Here is a 20298-nt window from a genome sequence, read left to right as displayed (position 1 = left end):
GCTTGTGGCTCTGCGCTGGCGGACCTTCCACCCGGCGCGATCGTGGGCCTTGACGCGGTGCGGCCGACCGGGCTGAGCTGGGGGAATGTGCGGGCGGGGGAAAGTGTCATACCTCGGGGCTAGAGTTGCCGAGGCGTGTTTTCCGCGCCCGCACGACCGCTCACAATCACCCAGAGCGGGACAGATCCTTCGCTTCGTCTTCTCCCGGGAGTACACGCACTGTGGCCGACCGACTGATCATCCGTGGCGCGCGCGAGCACAACCTGCGTGACGTCAGTCTCGACCTGCCCCGGGACGCACTCATCGTGTTCACCGGGCTGTCCGGGTCGGGCAAGTCGAGCCTGGCCTTCGACACGATCTTCGCCGAGGGGCAGCGCCGCTACGTCGAGTCGCTCTCGTCGTACGCCCGGCAGTTCCTCGGCCAGATGGACAAGCCAGACGTCGACTTCATCGAGGGTCTCAGCCCCGCCGTCTCGATCGACCAGAAGTCGACCTCGCGCAACCCGCGCTCGACCGTCGGCACCATCACCGAGGTCTACGACTACCTACGGCTGCTCTACGCCCGCATCGGTGAGCCGCACTGCCCGGTCTGCGGTGAGCGGATCTCCCGGCAGAGCCCTCAGCAGATCGTCGACCGGGTCCTCGCGATGGCCGAGGGCACCAAGTTCATGGTGCTCGCGCCGGTCATCCGCGGCCGCAAGGGCGAGTACGTCGACCTCTTCGCCGAGCTGCAGGCCAAGGGCTACGCCCGGGCCCGCGTCGACGGCGTGGTGCACCCGCTGACCGAGCCGCCGAAGCTCAAGAAGCAGGAGAAGCACACCATCGAGGTGGTGATCGACCGGCTCACCGTCAAGCCCAGCGCCAAGCAGCGGCTGACCGACTCGGTCGAGGCCGCCCTGGGCCTGTCCAGTGGCCTGGTGCTGCTCGACTTCGTCGACCTCCCCGAGGACGACCCGGACCGGGAGCGCCGCTACTCCGAGCACCTGGCCTGCCCCAACGACCACCCGCTGGCCATCGAGGATCTCGAGCCCCGGGTCTTCTCCTTCAACGCCCCGTACGGCGCCTGCCCGGAGTGCACCGGCCTGGGCACCAAGAAGGAGGTCGACCCGGAGCTGCTGGTCCCCGACCCGGAGCGCAGCCTGCGCGAGGGCGCCATCCAGCCCTGGTCCACCGGGCACAACCTGGAATACTTCCTGCGCCTGCTGGAGGCTCTCGGCGAGGCCCAGCACTTCGACGTCGACACCCCGTGGCGGGCGTTGCCGGCGCGGGCGCAGAAGACGATCCTGCACGGCTCCGACGACCAGGTGCACGTGCGCTACCGCAACAAGTACGGCCGCGAGCGCTCCTACTACACCGGCTTCGAGGGCGTGGTGCAGTGGATCGAGCGCCGGCACTCCGACACGGAGTCCGAGTGGTCCCGCGACAAGTACGAGGGCTACATGCGCGACGTGCCGTGTGCGGCGTGCGGCGGCGCCCGGCTCAAGCCCGAGGTGCTCGCGGTCACCCTGGCCGGCAAGAGCATCGCCGAGGTCTGCAACCTGTCCGTGGGGGAGTGCGCCGACCTGCTCGCCGGCATCGAGCTGACCGACCGGCAGAAGATGATCGCCGAGCGGGTCCTCAAGGAGATCAACGCCCGGCTGCGGTTCCTGCTCGACGTCGGTCTGGACTACCTCTCCCTGGACCGGCCGGCCGGCACGCTCTCCGGCGGCGAGGCACAGCGCATCCGGCTGGCCACCCAGATCGGCTCCGGCCTGGTGGGCGTGCTCTACGTGCTCGACGAGCCGTCGATCGGGCTGCACCAGCGTGACAACCACCGCCTGATCGAGACCCTGATCCGGCTGCGCGGGCTGGGCAACACGCTGATCGTGGTGGAGCACGACGAGGACACCATCCGCACCGCCGACTGGATCGTCGACATCGGGCCCGGCGCCGGTGAGCACGGCGGCAAGATCGTGCACAGCGGCTCGGTGCCGGCGCTGCTGAAGAACAAGGAGTCGATCACCGGGGCATACCTGTCCGGGCGTCGCTCCATCCCGACGCCGTCCACGCGCCGCCCGCAGGATGCGGCACGGGAGCTGGTGGTGCACGGCGCGCGCGAGCACAACCTGCGCAACCTGACCGTCTCGTTCCCGCTGGGCCAGCTCATCGCGGTCACCGGGGTCAGTGGCTCGGGCAAGTCGACGCTGGTCAACGACATCCTGTACGCCGTGTTGGCCAACCAGATCAACGGCGCCCGACTGGTGCCCGGCAGGCACACCCGGGTCTCCGGTCTGGAGCACGTCGACAAGGTCGTCGGCGTGGACCAGTCGCCGATCGGCCGTACGCCGCGCTCCAACCCGGCCACCTACACCGGGGTCTGGGACCACGTCCGCAAGCTCTTCGCCGAGACCACCGAGGCGAAGGTTCGGGGGTACGGCCCGGGTCGGTTCTCCTTCAACGTCAAGGGTGGGCGCTGCGAGGCGTGCTCCGGTGACGGCACGATCAAGATCGAGATGAACTTCCTGCCCGACGTGTACGTGCCCTGCGAGGTCTGCAAGGGCGCCCGGTACAACCGGGAGACCCTGGAGGTGCACTACAAGGGCAAGACCGTCTCGGACGTGCTGGAGATGCCGATCGAGGAGGCCGCCGAGTTCTTCTCCGCCATCCCGGCCATCCACCGGCACCTCAAGACCCTGGTCGACGTCGGCCTGGGCTACGTACGCCTCGGTCAGCCCGCGCCCACCCTCTCCGGCGGTGAGGCGCAGCGGGTCAAGCTCGCGTCCGAGCTGCAGAAGCGCTCCACCGGGCGGACGGTCTACGTGCTCGACGAGCCGACCACCGGTCTGCACTTCGAGGACATCCGCAAGCTGCTGATGGTGCTGGAGGGTCTGGTCGACAAGGGCAACACGGTGATCACCATCGAGCACAACCTCGACGTGATCAAGACGGCCGACTGGCTGATCGACATGGGTCCGGAGGGCGGCCACCGGGGCGGCACCGTGCTCGCCACCGGCACCCCCGAGGAGGTCGCCGAGGTGGCCGAGAGCCACACCGGCGAGTTCCTGCGCCAGGTGCTCAAGCTCGACGGCAAGGCCAAGGGCGCGGCCGCCGCCACGACGCGGGCGGCCAAGGCCAACGGTGTGACCAAGGCGCGGACCAGCCGCAAGGTGGCGGCCAGCGCCCGCTGACCTCGAGTTCCCGAGGCAGGTCCGGCTGGGTTTGGTGTGGCGGTTGCGGGGCGGGTCCGATCGGGTTCGTGCGCGTCCATCGCGGCGCGGGCGAGCCGGTCCGGAGCCCGCCCCGTCCCATTTCCTGGGTCGGACAGATGCTGCGGTGAACCATCCGGCACAGTTGCCCGTGTGGAGAAGTGTGACCGGCTTTCGGACCGGCGCGGCGGGCTAGAGAGAGGCGAGGCATGAGTGACGATCAGGCGCTGACCGGTCCGGGTACGCAGACACGTCGTACCCTGCTCACCGGTGTCGGGGCGGTCGGCGCGGCCGTCGTCCTGGCTGCCTGCGGCAGCGACGACGGCAGCGGCAGCGGCAGCGGCAGCGACACCCCCACCAGTGGCGGCCCCGCGGTCCCCAGCACCGGTGACGCTGGCGGCGGCGACCGGCAGGGCTCCCAGTCGCTGGCCACCACCGCCGACATCCCGGTCGGTGGCGGCAAGGTCCTCGCCGCCGAGGGCGTGGTCATCACCCAGCCGAGCGCCGGCCAGTTCAAGGGCTTCGACCCGATCTGCACCCACCAGAACTGCCCGGTCACGAACGTCGACGGCGGCACCATCAACTGCACCTGCCACGGCAGCAAGTTCTCGATCGAGGACGGCTCGGTGAAGGCCGGCCCGGCCACCAAGCCGCTGCCGCCGAAGAACATCAAGGTCACCGGCGACCAGATCTCGCTCGCCTGACCCGTCCGGGGGTCGGCGACCGCCCCCCGGCCAGGCGTGTCCGGCCGGCCTGATCGACTCGCGTTTCGGAAAGTCGGGGTGTCCGCGATCCCTCGACACCCCGACTTTCCGGAAGCCGAGTCGATCTAGAGCTTGAGTTGGGCTGTCGGTGCTGCGGACTAGGCTTGCTGACGTGGCTGACCCCTCGACCTACCGCCCCGCACCCGGCACCATCCCGGAGCTACCGGGGGTCTACCGCTTTCGCGACGGCACCGGCCGGGTGATCTACGTCGGCAAGGCGCGAAACCTGCGCAGCCGGCTCAACTCCTATTTCGGCGATGTCTGGAACCTGCACGAGCGCACCCGGCAGATGGTCACCACCGCCGAGTCGGTGGACTGGATCACCGTCGGCACCGAGGTCGAGGCGCTCCAGCAGGAGTTCACCTGGATCAAGCAGTACGACCCCCGGTTCAACGTCCGCTACCGCGACGACAAGTCGTACCCCTATCTGGCCGTGACCCTCAACGAGGAATACCCACGGCTCCAGGTGATGCGTGGTGCCAAGCGCAAGGGGGTGCGCTACTTCGGTCCGTACTCGCACGCCTGGGCCATCCGGGAGACCCTCGACCTGCTGCTGCGGGTGTTCCCCGCCCGGACGTGCTCCGCCGGCGTGTTCAAACGCGCCGGCCAGGTCGGTCGTCCCTGCCTGCTCGGCTACATCGGCAAGTGCTCGGCGCCGTGCGTCGGCACCGTCTCCGCCGACGAACACCGCGCGATCGTGGACGGGTTCTGCGACTTCATGGCCGGGCGCACCGACACCATGGTCCGCAAGATCGAGCGCGAGATGACCGAGGCGAGCGAGCAGCTTGAGTTCGAGCGGGCCGCCAAACTGCGCGACGACGTGGCCGCGCTGCGCCGCGCCATGGAGAAGCAGACCGTGGTGTTGGGCGACGGCACCGACGCCGACGTGGTCGCGTTCGCCGACGACCCGCTCGAGGCGGCCGTGCAGGTCTTCCACGTCCGCGACGGCCGGGTCCGGGGGCAGCGCGGCTGGGTGGTGGAGAAGACCGAGGACCTGACCACCGGCGACCTGGTGCACCACTTCTGCACCCAGGTGTACGGCGGCGAGCACGGCGAGGCCGACGTGCCCCGGGAGCTGCTGGTGCCCGAGCTTCCCGCGGACGCCGACGCGCTGGCGGAATGGCTCTCCAACCACCGGGGCAGCCGGGTGTCGCTGCGGGTGCCGCAGCGCGGCGACAAGCGCTCACTGATGGAGACGGTCGAGCGCAACGCCAAGGACGCGCTGGCCCGGCACAAGCTGAAGCGATCCGGTGACCTCACCACCCGGGGCAAGGCACTGGACGAGATCAGCGAAGCACTGGACATGCGCACCTCGCCGTTGCGCATCGAGTGCTTCGACATCTCCCAGATTCAGGGCACCGACGTCGTGGCCAGCATGGTGGTCTTCGAGGACGGGTTGCCTCGCAAGAGCGAATACCGGCGGTTCATCGTCCGTGGCGCCACCGACGACCTCTCCGCGATGTCCGAGGTGCTGCGCCGTCGCTTCGCCCGCTACCTGGACGCGCGGGCAGAGACGGGCGAGGTGGGCGTCGAGTCGGCCGACGACCCGATCACCCCGGAAGACGCGGCCGAGCCGCAGATCGGTGTGCTCATCGATCCGACCACCGGCCGGCCGCGGAAGTTCGCGTACCCGCCGCAGTTGGTGGTCGTCGACGGCGGTGCTCCGCAGGTCGCGGCGGCCGCGCAGGCCCTTGCCGACCTGGGCATCGACGACGTGGCGTTGTGCGGCCTGGCCAAGCGGCTGGAGGAGGTCTGGCTCCCCGACGACGAGTTCCCGGTCATCCTGCCGCGCACCTCGGAGGGTCTCTACCTGCTGCAACGCATCCGCGACGAGGCCCACCGGTTCGCCATCACCTTCCACCGGCAGCGCCGCTCGAAGCGGATGACCGAGTCGGCACTCGACCACGTACCCGGCCTCGGCGAGGTGCGGCGCAAGGCGTTGTTGCGGCACTTCGGCTCACTCAAGCGGCTCTCTGCCGCAACGGTCGAGGAGATCACCGAGGTGCCCGGGGTGGGTCGACGCACCGCCGAGGCGATCCTGGCCGCCCTCGACAAGGACACGAAGACCGACGACAGCGCGGAGGCGACCCCCAACACCTGACGCCGCCCCGCGCGTTCTCGGGGTCAGTCGCGCGGCACGCATGATCGCGCTCGTAGTGGCCTCGTCGGCGCCGAATGGGGTCGGTTTCCCGGATCGAGCGCGACCTTGGGGTGATGCGTCGCGTGGGGCGTCCCGGGTGGCGGTATCCGGTATCGCCAGGTCGATCAAGATCCGCGCAACGCATCGGGGCGCTGGCTGCCCGCCCGGCACCCGGGTCAAGATCCGCGCAAACACATCGGGCAACCGCCCGCCGCCCGCCACCCGGGCGAAGATCCGCGCAACATCAGGGAACTTGCTGCCTCGGCGTGGTCTGAGGCAGCACTTTCCCGGAAAGTGCGCGGATCTTGGATTGCCCGCGCCCGGGGTTGCGGGGTGTGGTGTCCGGTTCGGCGGATCCGACCCTGGGGCGGGCGTCCGGTTTCGGCGTGGGTTTCCCGTGGTCGGGGCCACCCTGGGGGCGGAATCGTGGGCCGGGCGGGGTCGTTATACCTGGCATGCCACCGCGACTTTCGGGTCGTGGGGCGAGGCAGCCGCCGGGAACACCCGAGCGGCCGCCCCGGTTACATCCCCCGGAGCACGCAGGCCGGAAGCCCGGCGGAATGACTCGCCGGCCCGGCCGGTTACACACCCCGCACCCCCGAGCACCACAAGCCGGGGCCAGGTGGAATGACCCGCCGCCCCGCACCGTTACACCCTTCCCCGACGCCGGCCCCCTGTGGCCACCGGGCAAGAACCTCCAAAACTTTCCCCCCTTGCACGTGCGGCACGCCCACCCCCCGGGCGTGCCGTGCACCCCCAATCGCAGAGGAGCACGCCATCATGCGTACCGATCTGATTCGTAAGACCGCTCTGACCGCTGCTGGCCTGGCCTTCACCGGCGGCGCCATCGTCGGACCGATCACCGCCGCGTACGCCGCGACGGATGCCAAGCCCGCCACTCAGACGCAGTCTGATCGCAAGCCGTCTGGTGAGCGTCAGCTGGGTGTGCGCTACGAGGCGCAGCCGAACTTCTACTACTGCGGCCCCGCCGCCGCCCGTAACGCCCTGAGCGTGCAGGGCAAGGACATCAGCGTCGACGCGATGGCCAAGGAGATGGGCACCACCGAGGCCGGCACCAACTCCATCAACGACATCACCCCGGTGCTGAACAAGGAGACCGGCAAGAACGACGCCTACCGGTCCGTGGAGATCAGCACCCCGGATGCTGACGCCAAGCAGACCGACAAGCTGCGCGCCGACATCGTCAAGACCGTTGACGACGGCCGGGCCGTGGTCGCGAATATCGCCGGCACCACGACTGACACCGATGGTGGTATCCACTCGTTCGAGGGCGGGCACTACATCAGCGTCGTCGGCTACCGCGACAACGGCAACACGGTGAAGATCGCCGACTCCGCCGACCCGAACACCGCCTCCTACGAGGTCACCGTCGAGCACCTCGCCGACTGGATCGCCACCCGCGGCTACGCCACCAGCTGACCCCGCACCAGACACGAAGCGAAGGGCCGGACCCCACCACGGGGCCCGGCCCTTCGGCACGTCCTCAGTCCTCGGCGAGGACGGCCAGGATCTGCTCGCCGTACTTGGCGAGCTTGTTCTCGCCGACCCCACTGACGCCGGACAACTCGGCAAGCGAGCCCGGCGCGTCGCTGGCGATCTGTCGAAGAGTGGCGTCGTGGAAGATGACGTACGCCGGAACGCCCTGCTCTTTGGCGGTGGTCGCCCGCCAGCCACGCAGCCGCTCGAAGAGCGACGCGGCGGCCGGGGTCAGCTCGGCCACGACGGTGGCCGAGCCGCGCGGCTTCGACGAGCGGGTCGAAGCCGGCTTCTCCGGCTCGCGGCGCATCGTGACCGTGCGGCGGCGACCCAGGACGTCGGCACTGGCCTCGGTCAGCGCGAGCGTGCCGTAGTCACCCTCGACGGCGAGCAGCCCTTCGGCGAGGAGTTGCCGAACGACGCCCCGCCACTCCGCCTCGCTCAGCTCGGAGCCGATGCCGAAGACGGTCAGCGAGTCGTGACCGTGCTGGCTGATCTTGTCGTTCTGCTTGCCGAGCAGGATGTCGATGCAGTGCCCCGCGCCGAACCGCTGGTTGCGCTCACGGTCGAGACGGAAGACCGCGGAGAGCAACTTCTGGGCGGCGACAGTGCCGTCCCAGGTCTCCGGTGGGGTGAGGCAGGTGTCGCAGTTGCCGCAGGCGGCCGTGGACGTCTCGCCGAAGTATTCGAGCAGCTGGACCCGCCGGCAGCGCACCGTCTCGCAGAGGGCGAGCATCGCGTCCAGGTGCGCGGCGAGGTTGCGGCGGTGGGCGAGGTCGCCGTCGGACGTCTCGATCATCTTGCGTTGCTGGACCACGTCCTGCAGCCCGTACGCGAGCCAGGCGGTGGACGGCAGGCCGTCCCGCCCGGCGCGGCCGGTCTCCTGGTAGTAGCCCTCGACGGACTTGGGCAGGTCGAGGTGGGCGACGAACCGCACGTCGGGCTTGTCGATGCCCATGCCGAAGGCGATCGTGGCCACCATCACCAGACCGTCCTCCCGCAGGAAGCGTTGCTGGTTGGCGGCGCGGGTGGCCGCGTCCAGACCCGCGTGGTACGGCAGTGCGGCGACCCCGTTGGCGACGAGGAACTCGGCGGTCTTGTCGACCGAGGCACGGGAGAGGCAGTAGACGATGCCGGCGTCGCCGGGGTGCTCGTCGCGCAGCAGCGTCAGCAGTTGCTTGCGCGGCTCCCGTTTGGGCACGATCCGGTACTGGATATTGGGCCGGTCGAAGCTCGCCACGAAGTGCCGGGCATCGTCGAGGTTGAGTCGGGTGGCGATCTCGGTGCGGGTGGCGCTGGTCGCGGTGGCGGTCAACGCGATCCGCGGCACCTCTGGCCACCGCTCGTGCAGCATCGACAGCGCCAGGTAATCGGGGCGGAAGTCGTGCCCCCACTGGGACACGCAGTGCGCCTCGTCGATCGCGAACAGCGAGATGCGCCCCCGGTCCAGCAGGGCGAGGGTGGACCGGACGCCGAGCGCCTCCGGGGCGAGGTAGAGCAGGTCCAGCTCGCCGGCGACGAAGGCCGCCTCGACCCGACGTCGGGCGTCGAGCGTCTGGGTCGAATTGAGGAACCCGGCGCGGACGCCGACGGCGGTGAGCGCGTCCACCTGGTCCTGCATGAGGGCGATCAGCGGGGAGACGACGACCGCGACGCCGTCGCGGACCAGGGCCGGGATCTGGTAGCACAGCGACTTGCCACCACCGGTGGGCATCAGCACCAGCGCGTCGCCGCCGGCGACCACGTGGTCGATCACGTCCTGCTGGAAACCGCGGAAGGCGTCGTAGCCGAACACCCGGCGCAGCACCGGCAGCGCGTCCTCGGTACGCAGGTCGGTGGGGGAAGCCATCCGCGGAGTCTACGAGCCCACCCCGACACCGCCGACCCGGCGCACCCGAGCGAAGGGTGTTCACCCCCCGACCCGTGGCGGGTGCGCGGGCTTGCGCCGGTGGCGGGATAGAGTCGCTGATTGACCAATCGCGGCCAACGGAGGCCGCGGCGCCACGGCTTGGGGGTACGGGTGAGCGAGGCGCGCACAACCGGTGACCGGATCGACGACCCGGCGGCAGTTGACGGGCAGGTGGCGGCCGAGTCGGAGACCACACTCGTGGTCGTCACCGGCCTCTCCGGCGGTGGCCGCAGCACGGTTGCCAGGGCGTTGGAGAACGTCGGCTACTACGTGGTCGACAACCTCCCGCAGGCACTGATGCTGGACATGGCCGAGCTGGCGTTCAAGGCGGGCGGGGCCGCTCGGCGCACCGCGATGGTGCTGGACGTGCGGTCCCGGGCCTTCTCCACGGACCTGGCCGGGGCGATCCGTGAGCTCAAGGACCGTGGGTTCTCGCCCCGGGTGGTCTTCGTCGACGCCGACGACGAGGTGTTGATCCGACGGTTCGAGAGCGTGCGCCGGTCGCATCCGCTTCAGGGCGACGGACGGCTGGCCGACGGCATCGCCGTGGAGCGCGGTCTGCTGGAGGAGGCACGCGACCAGGCCGACGTGATCGTCGACACCAGCCACCTGAACGTCAACCAGCTCCGTCGGCGCATCGAGGAGCTGTTCGGCGGCGAGGACGCCCGCCGGCTGCGGGTAACCGTGCTGTCGTTCGGCTTCAAGTACGGTCTGCCGCCGGACGCCGACTTCGTGCTGGACGCCCGCTTCCTGCCCAATCCGTACTGGGTGCCGGAGCTGCGCGAGCACACCGGTCGGGAGGAGGCGGTCAGCGCGTACGTGCTGGGTCAGGAGGGTGCGGACGCCTTCGTCGCCTCGTACGCCGACCTGGTCAACGCCACCACCGCTGGCTTCGAGCGGGAGGGTAAGCGCTACCTCACGGTCGCCGTGGGCTGTACCGGCGGCAAGCATCGCAGCGTGGCCATCGCCGAGGAGTTGGCCGGGCGGTTGCGCCACTCCGGGTTGGCGGCCAACGCCCAGCACCGCGATCTGGGGCGGGAATGACGGCCCGGCGGGTGGTGGCGTTCGGCGGCGGGCACGGGCTGTCCGCCTCGCTGCGCGCGCTGCGTCACTGCGCCCCCGAACTCGACCTCGACATCACCGCTGTGGTCACCGTGGGTGACGACGGGGGTTCCAGCGGCCGGTTGCGGGCCGAGCGGGGCGGTCTGCCCCCGGGTGATCTGCGTCAGGCGCTGGTGGCGCTGGCCGGGGACCACCCGGCGACCCGGCGCAGCGCCGGGCTGTTCCAGCACCGCTTCGCCGCCGTGCCGGCCGGCGTACCCCCGCTCGGCGAAGCCGACCCGGCCCCGGCGGCGACCGACCGCCGCAACCCCGACCCGCGCGACCAGGGCGCAAACAGCCAGGGCCCCGGTGCGACCGTCCCCGGCGCTGAGCGGGCGAGCATCCGCGCCGACGGGCTGGCCGGGCACGCGGTGGGCAACCTCGTGCTCTGCGGCCTCATGGAGATGCTGGGCGACCCGGTGGCCGCGCTGGAGCACGCCGGCGCGATGCTGGGCACTGTCGGCCGGGTGCTGCCGATGTCGCGTCAGCCGGTCGGCATCGAGGCGCAGGTCCGAGGTGTCGACCCGGCCGCCCCCGACGAGGTACGCACCGTGCGCGGCCAGCACCAGGTGGCGGTCACCACCGGGCGGGTCGAGTCGCTGCGCCTCACCCCGTCCGCCCCGCCGGCCTGCGCCGAGGTGATCGAGGCGATCAGGGCGGCGGACTGGTTGATCTTCGGGCCGGGCAGCTGGTACACCAGCGTCCTCCCGCACCTGCTGGTGCCGCAGTTGGCCGACGCTATCGTGTCCACCTCGGCCCGGCGGTTGGTCACCCTGAACCTCGCGGCCGAGAAGGAAACCCTCGGGCTCTCGGTCGCCGATCATCTCGCGGCGCTGCACTGGTACCTGCCCGAGCTCAAGGTGGATCTCGTGCTCGCCGACGCCAAGGCGGTGGGTGACCCCGAACCGGTCGAACGTGCGGCAGAATCGCTGGGTGCCCGCCTGGTCCTCGCCCCTGTCGCCGTCACCGGTGGCACTCCCCGCCATGATCCGGCTGCCCTGGGCGCCGCACTGGTGCCTGTCCTGGGTGCCGATCGTTAGACACGTACGTAATCTCCGGCGACACGCCGGAACCGGTCCGTGAGGGGACGCACAATGGCGATGACGGCCGCGGTCAAGGACGAGCTGAGTCGGGTCGACGTGCCCAAGCCCTGCTGTCGGCGGGCGGAGATGGCCGCACTGCTGCGCTTCGCCGGCGGGCTGCACATCGTCTCCGGCCGCGTGGTGGTGGAGGCTGAACTGGACACCGGGGCGGTGGCCCGACGGCTGCGCCGGGAGATCGCGGAGGTCTACGGGTACCCGAGCGAGATCCACGTGCTGGCCTCCGGTGGGCTGCGCAAGGGCAGCCACTTCATCGTGCGCGTGGTCAAGGACGGCGAGGCTCTCGCCCGGCAGACCGGCCTGCTCGACGTGCGAGGTCGTCCGGTGCGCGGGCTGCCCCCGCACGTGGTGGCGGCGAACGTCTGCTGTGCGGTCTCCGCCTGGCGGGGCGCGTTCATGGCGCACGGCTCGCTCACCGAGCCCGGCCGCTCCAGCGCCCTGGAGATCACCTGCCCGGGGCCGGAGTCGGCGCTGGCGCTGGTCGGCGCGGCCCGCCGGATCGGCATCACCGCCAAGAACCGTGAGGTACGCGGGGTGGACCGGGTGGTGGTCAAGGACGGCGACGCCATCGCCGCGCTGCTCACCCGGATCGGCGCGCACTCCAGCGTGCTGGCCTGGGAGGAGCGTCGGGTGCGCCGCGAGGTGCGGGCCACCGCCAACCGGCTGGCCAACTTCGACGACGCCAACCTGCGTCGCTCGGCGCGCGCGGCGGTCGCCGCCGCCGCCCGGGTCACCCGTGCGCTGGAGATCCTCGCCGACGAGGCGCCCAACCACCTGACCGACGCCGGGCGGCTGCGCCTGGAGCACCGGCAGGCCTCGCTGGAGGAGTTGGGCGCGCTGGCCGACCCTCCGCTGACCAAGGACGCCATCGCCGGGCGGATCCGCCGGCTCCTGGCGTTGGCCGACAAGCGGGCCCGGGACCTCGGCATCCCGGATACGGAAGCAGCCGTCACGCCCGACATGCTCGTGGTCTGATAGGACGGTGGGGCCGCACGGTGCGCCCGGGGCACTACCCGGCGCAGCGTGGTCTCGCACGCTCGGATAAGGTCGCTGCGTACGGCAAGGGGGCCGACACAGGCACTCCTCGTCGTGCGCACCGCCTCGGGCGGTCAGGTCCTCAGACCGCGGCGGGGTGGCCGAGAAGAACCGTCAACGGCCGGCTCCAACGGTCGGCGCACACCACTCCGCCGGCCCGTTGTCTGAAGCCGGCGGACCAGAACGCGAGGAGCTGGAACCTGTGACCATCCGGGTTGGCATCAACGGCTTTGGCCGAATCGGCCGTAACTTCTTCCGGGCAGTGCTGGCGTCTGACGCCGACATCGAGGTCGTGGCGGTGAACGACCTTACCGACAACGCGACGCTTGCCCACCTGCTCAAGTACGACAGCATTCTGGGTCGCCTGCCCTACGAGGTCAAGGCCACCGCCGACGAGATCACCGTCGGTGGCAAGACCATCAAGGCGTACGCCGAGAAGGACCCGTCGAAGCTGCCGTGGGGCGATCTGAACGTCGACGTCGTCATCGAGTCGACCGGCTTCTTCACCGACGCCACCAAGGCCAAGGCGCACGTCGACGGCGGGGCCAAGAAGGTCATCATCTCCGCCCCGGCGAAGAACGAGGACGTCACCGTCGTCATGGGTGTCAACCACGACACCTACGACCCGGCGAAGCACACCATCATCTCCAACGCCTCCTGCACCACCAACTGCCTCGCACCGATGGCGAAGGTCCTGCACGACACGTTCGGCATCCAGCACGGTCTTATGACGACGATCCACGCGTACACCCAGGACCAGAACCTCCAGGACGCGCCGCACTCGGATCTGCGTCGTGCCCGGGCCGCCGCGCTGAACATCGTCCCGACCTCCACCGGCGCCGCCAAGGCGATCGGTCTGGTCCTGCCGGACCTCAAGGGCAAGCTCGACGGGTACGCCCTTCGGGTGCCGATCCCGACCGGCTCGGTCACCGACCTCACCGTCAACGTGGGTCGCGAGACCACCGTGGACGAGGTCAACGCCGCGCTGAAGGCCGCCGCGGACGGCCCGCTCAAGGGCATCCTGGTCTACAACGAGGACCCGATCGTCTCCAGCGACATCGTCACCGACCCGGCGTCGTGCATCTTCGACGCGCCGCTGACCAAGGTCGTCGGCAACCAGGTGAAGGTCGTCGGCTGGTACGACAACGAGTGGGGTTACTCCAACCGCCTGGTCGACCTGGTCAAGCTGGTCGGTAGCTCGCTGTGAGCATCCGGACCCTCGACGACCTGCTCGCCGAGGGGGTTTCGGGTCGGCGCGTGCTGGTGCGCGCCGACCTGAACGTCCCGCTCGACAAGCAGACCGGTGCGATCACTGATGATGGCCGGATCCGCGCGGTGCTGCCGACCCTCGGCGCGCTGGTCGAGGCCGGCGCGAAGGTGGTCGTCTGCTCGCACCTGGGCCGCCCGAAGGGCGCGCCGGACCCGCAGTTCAGCCTGGGCCCGGTCGCCGGGCGGCTCGGTGAGCTGCTCGGCGCCCCGGTGCACTTCGCCACCGACACCGTCGGCGATTCCGCCCGCTCCACCGTCGCCGACCTGGCCGACGGCCAGGTCGCCCTCCTGGAGAACCTGCGGTTCAACGCGGGTGAGACCAGCAAGGACGAGGCCGAGCGGGGCGCGTTCGCCGACCAGCTCGCCGCGTTCGGCGACGCGTACGTGGACGACGCGTTCGGCGCGGTGCACCGCAAGCACGCCAGCGTCTTCGATGTGCCGGCCCGGCTGCCGCACGTCGCGGGCCGACTGGTGCTGCGTGAGGTCGAGGTGCTCTCCAAGCTCACCGGTGACCCCGAGCGGCCGTACGTGGTGGTGCTCGGTGGGTCGAAGGTGTCCGACAAGCTCGCCGTGATCGAGGCGCTGCTGCCTACCGTCGACCGGCTGCTCATCGGTGGCGGGATGTGCTTCACCTTCCTCAAGGCCCAGGGCCTGGAGGTGGGCACCTCGCTGCTGGAGAAGGACATGGTCGACACCTGCCGCAACCTGCTGGAGCGGTCCGGCGGCAAGATCATGCTGCCGGTCGACGTGGTGGTGGCGGACGCGTTCGCCCCGGATGCCGCGCACGACACGGTCCGTGTCGACGGCATCCCGAGCCACCGGCTCGGGCTGGACGTGGGCCCGGAGACGGTCGCCGGTTTCAGCGCCGCACTGTCCCAGGCGAAGACGATCTTCTGGAACGGCCCGATGGGCGTGTTCGAGATGCCGGCCTTCGCGGCGGGCACCCGGGACATCGCCGAGGCGATCACCAAGGCCGACGCGTTCAGCGTCGTCGGTGGCGGTGACTCGGCGGCGGCGGTCCGTGCCCTGGGGCTGGACGAGTCGTCCTTCGGGCACATCTCCACGGGTGGCGGCGCCTCCCTGGAATACCTCGAGGGCAAGACCCTCCCCGGCATCGCGGCCCTGGAGAACTGAATGTCGAGCACCACCCGCCGGCCGTTGATGGCCGGCAACTGGAAGATGAACCTCAACCACCTCGAGGCCAACCTGCTGGTGCAGAAGCTGGCGGCCAGCCTCACCGAGAAGCAGCTCACCGCCGTCGAGACGGTCGTGCTGCCGCCCTTCACCGACCTGCGTACCGTGCAGACCGCGGTGGACGGCGACAAGCTGCTGATCGGCTACGGCGGGCAGGACCTGTCGCCGCACGCGTCCGGCGCGTACACCGGGGACATCTCCGGTCCGCTGCTGGCCAAGCTCGGCTGCACGTACGTGGTGGTCGGGCACTCCGAGCGGCGGGCCTACCACCACGAGGACGACGCGCTGGTCAACGCCAAGGTGAAGGCGGCGCTGACGCACGGCCTGACCCCGATCCTCTGCGTGGGGGAGGGGCTGGACGTGCGCGAGCAGGGCATCCACGTGGCGCACTGCTCCGACCAGCTCGACGGGGGCCTCGCCGGGCTCACCCCCGAGCAGGTGCGCCAGGTCGTGATCGCGTACGAGCCGGTCTGGGCGATCGGCACGGGCAAGACCGCGACGCCGGAGGACGCCCAGGAGGTCTGCGGGGCGGTCCGCCAGCGACTGGCGGAGCGCTTCGACCAGGACACCGCGAACCAGGTCCGGGTCCTCTACGGCGGCTCGGTCAAGGCGTCAAACGTCGCCTCGATCATGGCCCAGCCGGACGTGGACGGGGGCCTGGTGGGGGGTGCCAGCCTGGACGCGGAGGAATTCGCTCAGATCTGCCGCTTCCCGGAGCACCTCGCTCGCTGATCGCTCGGTATCCTTGACACCGCCCGTCCACCGGTCGGTGCCACCGTGCCCGATCAGACCGGGCGAGGATCGCTACGAGAGGAACTGACCCCAGCCATGCCGATCTGGTTCGCATACACGTTGATCGTGTTGCTGGTCATCACGAGCATTCTGCTCACCCTGCTGATCCTGCTGCACCGCGGCAAGGGCGGCGGTCTGTCGAGCATGTTCGGCGGTGGCGTCAGCTCCAGCCTCGCCGGCTCTTCGGTCGCGGAGAAAAACCTGGACCGTTACACCGTCCTGGTGAGCGTCGTCTGGTTCGCCGCCATCGTCGGGCTCGGGCTCTGGCTCCGCCTCCAGATGAACAGCGGCGCCTGAGCAGGCTCGTCAAGTCGTACAATCTGCGCGCGGTCCGTCACTCGACGGGCCGCGCGCAGGCTTTTCTCCGCTGCACCGCGTCGCCCGCCGCCCATCCTGAGAAAAAGACGGCGGGTCCCCTCCGACGACAGGAGCGAGCAGCCGTGCCAAGTGGCAACGTCATCCGCGGCGCCCGAGTCGGGTCCGCACCCATGCGGCCCGACGAGCGGCACCAACCCGCCCCCCGACAGGACGTCACCTACTGGTGCCGCAACGACCACCGGATCGACATCCGGATCGCCGCGGACGCCGAGGCGCCGGCCCTGTGGGACTGCCCCCGCTGCGGCCTGCCCGCCGGGCGGGACGCGCAGAACCCGCCCGGCCGGGTCCGCGCCGAGCCGTACAAGAGCCATCTGGCGTACGTGAAGGAGCGGCGTACCGCCGAGGAAGGCGAGGCGTTGCTGGCCGAGGCGCTCGCAGCGCTTCGCCGCCGCCGCGGCGAATAAGAAGGAAGGGCCCCCGTCGAGGGGCCCTTCCTGTCGGTCAGCGGAGGCTGCGCAGCCGGGCGGGTACGTCGGCTGCGGCGGCCCGATCCAGCAGCCAGCGGGTGCGACCCACACCGTGCACCCCGGCGGCCGGCAACTGCACCGGCCCGGCCCCGGCCAGCGCCATACCCACCGCGCGGGCCTTGTCGGCGCCGCCGGCCACCAGCCAGACCTCCTCGGCGGTGTTGATCGCCGGCAGGGTGAGGGTGGTCCGCACAGCCGGCGGCTTGGGGCTGCCCCGCACGGCGCTGCACGGGCGGGTGTCGTAGTGCACCGGGTGCTCGGGGAAGATCGACGCCACGTGCCCGTCCTCGCCGACGCCCAGCATCAGCACGTCGAAGTGCGGCAGCGTGCCGTGCCCGGGTCCGGCGGCGCGGGCCAACTCCTCCCCGTACCAGGCCGCGGCGGCCTCGGGGTCGTTGCCGGCGGGGCCGTCGGAGGCCGGCATCGGGTGCACCCGGGCCGGGTCGAGCGGCACCACGTCCAACAGGGCGGCCCGGGCCTGGGTCTCGTTGCGGTCCGGGTCGCCGGCGGGCAGGAACCGCTCGTCACCCCACCACACGTCGACCCGGGACCAGTCCACGGCGTCGCGGGCGGGCAGCGTCGCCACCGCCCGGTACACGGCGGCGGCGATCCGACCGCCGGTGAGCACCACCGACGCCTCACCCCGGTCGGCCTGGGCGTCGAGCATCTTCACCAGCAACCGGGCGGCCACGGCCTGCGCCAGCAGATCGGCGTCGGCGTGGACCGCGACACTCGCCTCACTCATGGGTTGCGCCTTCGTTTCCCGACCGCGTGCGGTCGCTGTCGCGTCGTACCCGGGCTGGAGGCCCGAGGTGGCGGGGCGAGTGCCCCGGAGGTTCCGGGGCAGGGCCCGGTGGGTGACCCGGCCCTGCCCCGACGTTGTCGTGCCCCGGTCGGGCTCAGCCCTCGCCGCTGGTGCCGGCGTGTGCGGTGACCCCGGCCTCGGCGCGCCGAGCGGTGGCCGGATCCTTCCAGACGTGCACCCGCTGCGGGGGACGCTGCTCCAACCCCCGCAGACCGACCGTCGCACCCAGCGCCTCCGCGTACACCTGGTCGGCGTCCAGTCGGCGCAGCTCCTCGGCGAGTTCGTCACCGAGCGGGCGGCGGACCAACGGCAGAGCCCGGTCATCCTGGCCGGTCCGCCGGAAAACGGCCATGCTCTCCTCGCGGGTCAGTGTGAGCTGATCGCCGTTGGCGCAGCTCAACTGCACCTCCCGCATCCGGGGGAACTCGTTGGTGTCCACCCGGCGCGGGGTGATGCCGAGCCGGCTGGACAGCCAACCGACCATCAGCGCCGCCGTCGGGTCGCTGGGCGGCGCGACGACTGTCGCCTCGGTGACCCGCTCGCTGGTGGTGTCGAACGCCCCGGCGACCAGGGTCCGCCACGGGGTGATCCGGGTCCACGCCAGGTCGGTGTCGCCCGGGGCGTAGTCCCGGGCACGCTGGTGCAGCGCCTCCACCGGGTCGGCGGCCTGCGCCGAGTCGGTGATCCGCCGGTCGGCGACCACCCCGAGGAAGTCGGTGGCGATCTCCGCCGGTGGCTCGCCGTGCCACCAGGTGACCACCGGCACGTCGGGGACGAGCAGCGGCATCACGACCGACTCGGCGTGCAGGGCCAGCCGCCCGTACATCCGGGTGACCACGGCCTCGCACGGGCCGAGCCGGCCACCGACGACGATCTCCGCGTCCAGCCGGTTGCGGTCCCGCTCGATCTCGGAGCGAACCACCACCAGCAGCCGGCACGGGTGGGCGGCGGCGGCGATCGTCGCCGCCGCCTCCGCCTCCCGGACCCGCTTCTCGTCCACCACCACGATGAGGGTGAGCGCCATGCCGCTTGCCACCCCGCCGGCACTGCGCCGCTCGGCGGCGAGCGCCTTGACCACCTCGTTGCCGGTGGTGTCCCACAGCCCGATCATGCTCGTCTCCAAGCGCGGCCCTCGCGGGCCAGCATCTCGTCGGAGGCGCGTGGACCCCACTCGCCGGCCCGGTACGGCTCCGGCGTGGTGCCAGCCCAGGCGTGCTCCAGCGGGTCGATCACCTGCCAGCTCTGCTCGACCTCGGACGCGTCCGGGAACAGGGTGCGGTCGCCGATCAGCACGTCCAGGACCAGCCGCTCGTACGCCTCTGGGCTGGACTCGGTGAACGCCTCGCCGTACTGGAAGTCCATCGCGATGTCGCGGACCTCCATCGTGGTGCCCGGCACCTTCGAGCCGAACTTGAGCACCACACCCTCGTCCGGCTGGACCCGGATCACGAGCTGGTTGTTGCCCAGCGACTCCATGTCCGCGTCGTTGAACGGCAGGTGCGGTGCCTTCTTGAACATGATGGCGACCTCGGTGACCCGCCGGGGCAGCCGCTTGCCGGCCCGGATGTAGAACGGCACCTCGGCCCAGCGGCGGTTCTGGATGCCCAGCCGCACCGCCACGTACGTCTCCGTGGTGGAGTCGCTCGGAACGTCCTGCTCCTCCAGGTAACCGACAGCGCGCTCGCCGCCCACCCAGCCGGGCAGGTACTGACCGCGAACGGTGTCCCGGGCGACGTCCTTGGGCAGGGTGATGGCCTTGAGCACCTTCAGCTTCTCGGCCCGGATCTCGTCGGCGTCGAAGCTGGTCGGCTCCTCCATCGCCACCAGGGCGAGCAGTTGCAGGAGGTGGTTCTGGAGCACGTCACGGGCGGTGCCGACGGTGTCGTAGAAGCCGGCGCGGGTGCCGATCCCGACATCCTCGGCCATGGTGATCTGCACCGAGTCGACGTACTTGGAGTTCCACAGCGGCTCGAACAGGTTGTTGGCGAACCGCAGGGCCAGGATGTTCTGGACCGTCTCCTTGCCCAGGTAGTGGTCGATCCGGAAGACGTCCTCCCGGGTGAACACGTCGTCGACGAGGTCGTTGAGCGACTTCGCCGACGGCAGGTCGTTGCCGAACGGCTTCTCCACGACGACCCGACGCCAACCGCCGGACTTCTCGTTGTCGGCCATCCCGGTGCGGGCCAGCTGCTTGAGCACGACGGGGAACGCGGCCGGGGGGATGGAGAAGTAGAACGCCGCGTTGCCGGTGATGCCGTGGGTCTGGCGCAGGTCGTCCAGCGTCGAGGCGAGCTGGTCGAAGGCCGCGTCGTCGTCGAACGACCCGCCGACGAACTTGATGTTGCCGGCCAGCCGTGCCCACACCTCGTCCCGCCACGGAGTACGAGCGTGCTTGCGGGCAGCCTCGCAGGCCAGCGTCTCGAAGTCGCCGTCTCCCCAGTCGCGGCGCGCGAAACCGAGCACCACGAAACCCGGCGGCAACAGCCCTCGGTTGGCCAGGTCGTAGACGGCAGGGAGCAGCTTCTTGCGGGCCAGGTCGCCGGTCACCCCGAAGATCACCAGAGCGCAGGGCTCCGGGATCCGGGGCAACCGGCGGTCCTGCGGGTCGCGCAGCGGGTTCACCGAGCCACCTCCTCGCTCCGCCTCAGTCACGTCGTCCATC

General features: G+C 70.7%; 16 protein-coding genes. 12 read left to right on the top strand and 4 right to left on the bottom strand.

From position 1 onward, the window contains the following. Positions 1 to 221: 221 nt before the first annotated feature. The 4 genes from uvrA (at position 222) to CLT68_RS29280 (ending at position 7529) form a co-directional block, all read left to right on the top strand. Entirely contained in the window at positions 222 to 3167 is a 2946-nt protein-coding gene (gene uvrA, locus CLT68_RS29295; protein ID WP_088949259.1) for an excinuclease ABC subunit UvrA, read from the top strand. A 227-nt stretch (positions 3168 to 3394) separates the two neighbouring features. Further along, on the top strand, positions 3395 to 3889 hold the full coding sequence (locus CLT68_RS29290; protein ID WP_099855812.1) for a Rieske (2Fe-2S) protein: 495 nt from the start codon (positions 3395 to 3397) through the stop codon (positions 3887 to 3889). A 172-nt stretch (positions 3890 to 4061) separates the two neighbouring features. Continuing rightward, positions 4062 to 6050, top strand: coding sequence for an excinuclease ABC subunit UvrC (gene uvrC, locus CLT68_RS29285; protein ID WP_099855809.1), 1989 nt, complete (start codon positions 4062 to 4064; stop codon positions 6048 to 6050). An 819-nt stretch (positions 6051 to 6869) separates the two neighbouring features. Beyond that, positions 6870 to 7529 (top strand): C39 family peptidase, encoded by a 660-nt coding sequence (locus CLT68_RS29280; RefSeq protein ID WP_099855807.1) that lies wholly within the window; start codon positions 6870 to 6872, stop codon positions 7527 to 7529. 64 nt (positions 7530 to 7593) lie between these two features. On the opposite strand, the gene recQ is transcribed toward CLT68_RS29280, so the two are convergent. Then, positions 7594 to 9435 (bottom strand): DNA helicase RecQ, encoded by a 1842-nt coding sequence (gene recQ, locus CLT68_RS29275; RefSeq protein WP_099855805.1) that lies wholly within the window; start codon positions 9433 to 9435, stop codon positions 7594 to 7596. A gap of 171 nt (positions 9436 to 9606) precedes the next feature. Between recQ and rapZ the strand changes: the two genes are divergently transcribed. The 8 genes from rapZ to CLT68_RS29235 all read left to right on the top strand — a co-directional run bounded on the left by rapZ (position 9607) and on the right by CLT68_RS29235 (position 16768). Next, the gene (rapZ, locus tag CLT68_RS29270) at positions 9607 to 10539 is read left to right on the top strand and encodes an RNase adapter RapZ (RefSeq protein ID WP_371409434.1); all 933 of its coding nucleotides are present in this window, start codon (positions 9607 to 9609) and stop codon (positions 10537 to 10539) included. Further along, positions 10536 to 11636: a 2-phospho-L-lactate transferase CofD family protein gene (locus CLT68_RS29265; protein ID WP_099855802.1), complete on the top strand. Its 1101-nt coding sequence runs from the start codon at positions 10536 to 10538 to the stop codon at positions 11634 to 11636. Before rapZ ends, CLT68_RS29265 begins: the two co-directional genes overlap by 4 nt. Before the next feature lie 54 nt (positions 11637 to 11690). Continuing rightward, a complete protein-coding gene (gene whiA, locus CLT68_RS29260; protein ID WP_030337350.1) occupies positions 11691 to 12671 on the top strand; it encodes a DNA-binding protein WhiA in 981 nt (326 codons plus the stop codon). 262 nt (positions 12672 to 12933) lie between these two features. Next, on the top strand, positions 12934 to 13938 hold the full coding sequence (gene gap, locus CLT68_RS29255; RefSeq protein ID WP_088949253.1) for a type I glyceraldehyde-3-phosphate dehydrogenase: 1005 nt from the start codon (positions 12934 to 12936) through the stop codon (positions 13936 to 13938). Beyond that, entirely contained in the window at positions 13935 to 15134 is a 1200-nt protein-coding gene (locus CLT68_RS29250; RefSeq protein WP_099855800.1) for a phosphoglycerate kinase, read from the top strand. The genes gap and CLT68_RS29250 overlap by 4 nt, the downstream gene beginning before the upstream one ends. Further along, positions 15135 to 15926 (top strand): triose-phosphate isomerase, encoded by a 792-nt coding sequence (gene tpiA / locus CLT68_RS29245; RefSeq protein WP_099855798.1) that lies wholly within the window; start codon positions 15135 to 15137, stop codon positions 15924 to 15926. A 96-nt stretch (positions 15927 to 16022) separates the two neighbouring features. After that, the gene (gene secG, locus CLT68_RS29240) at positions 16023 to 16283 is read left to right on the top strand and encodes a preprotein translocase subunit SecG (RefSeq protein ID WP_030337344.1); all 261 of its coding nucleotides are present in this window, start codon (positions 16023 to 16025) and stop codon (positions 16281 to 16283) included. 143 nt (positions 16284 to 16426) lie between these two features. Continuing rightward, entirely contained in the window at positions 16427 to 16768 is a 342-nt protein-coding gene (locus tag CLT68_RS29235) for an RNA polymerase-binding protein RbpA (RefSeq protein WP_088949250.1), read from the top strand. A 37-nt stretch (positions 16769 to 16805) separates the two neighbouring features. On the opposite strand, the gene pgl is transcribed toward CLT68_RS29235, so the two are convergent. From pgl to zwf, 3 genes are all read right to left on the bottom strand, one after another. Continuing rightward, positions 16806 to 17576 (bottom strand): 6-phosphogluconolactonase, encoded by a 771-nt coding sequence (pgl, locus tag CLT68_RS29230; protein ID WP_088949249.1) that lies wholly within the window; start codon positions 17574 to 17576, stop codon positions 16806 to 16808. A gap of 154 nt (positions 17577 to 17730) precedes the next feature. Further along, positions 17731 to 18747 carry a glucose-6-phosphate dehydrogenase assembly protein OpcA gene (locus CLT68_RS29225; protein ID WP_099855796.1) on the bottom strand — a complete coding sequence of 339 codons (1017 nt, stop codon included), beginning with the start codon at positions 18745 to 18747 and terminating at the stop codon, positions 17731 to 17733. After that, on the bottom strand, positions 18744 to 20297 hold the full coding sequence (gene zwf / locus CLT68_RS29220) for a glucose-6-phosphate dehydrogenase (protein ID WP_099855793.1): 1554 nt from the start codon (positions 20295 to 20297) through the stop codon (positions 18744 to 18746). The genes CLT68_RS29225 and zwf overlap by 4 nt, the downstream gene beginning before the upstream one ends. Between the last annotated feature and the right edge of the window lies 1 nt (position 20298).

The organism is Micromonospora sp. CNZ299, from assembly GCF_002754415.1.
This window is presented reverse-complemented; position numbering and strand designations above follow the sequence as displayed.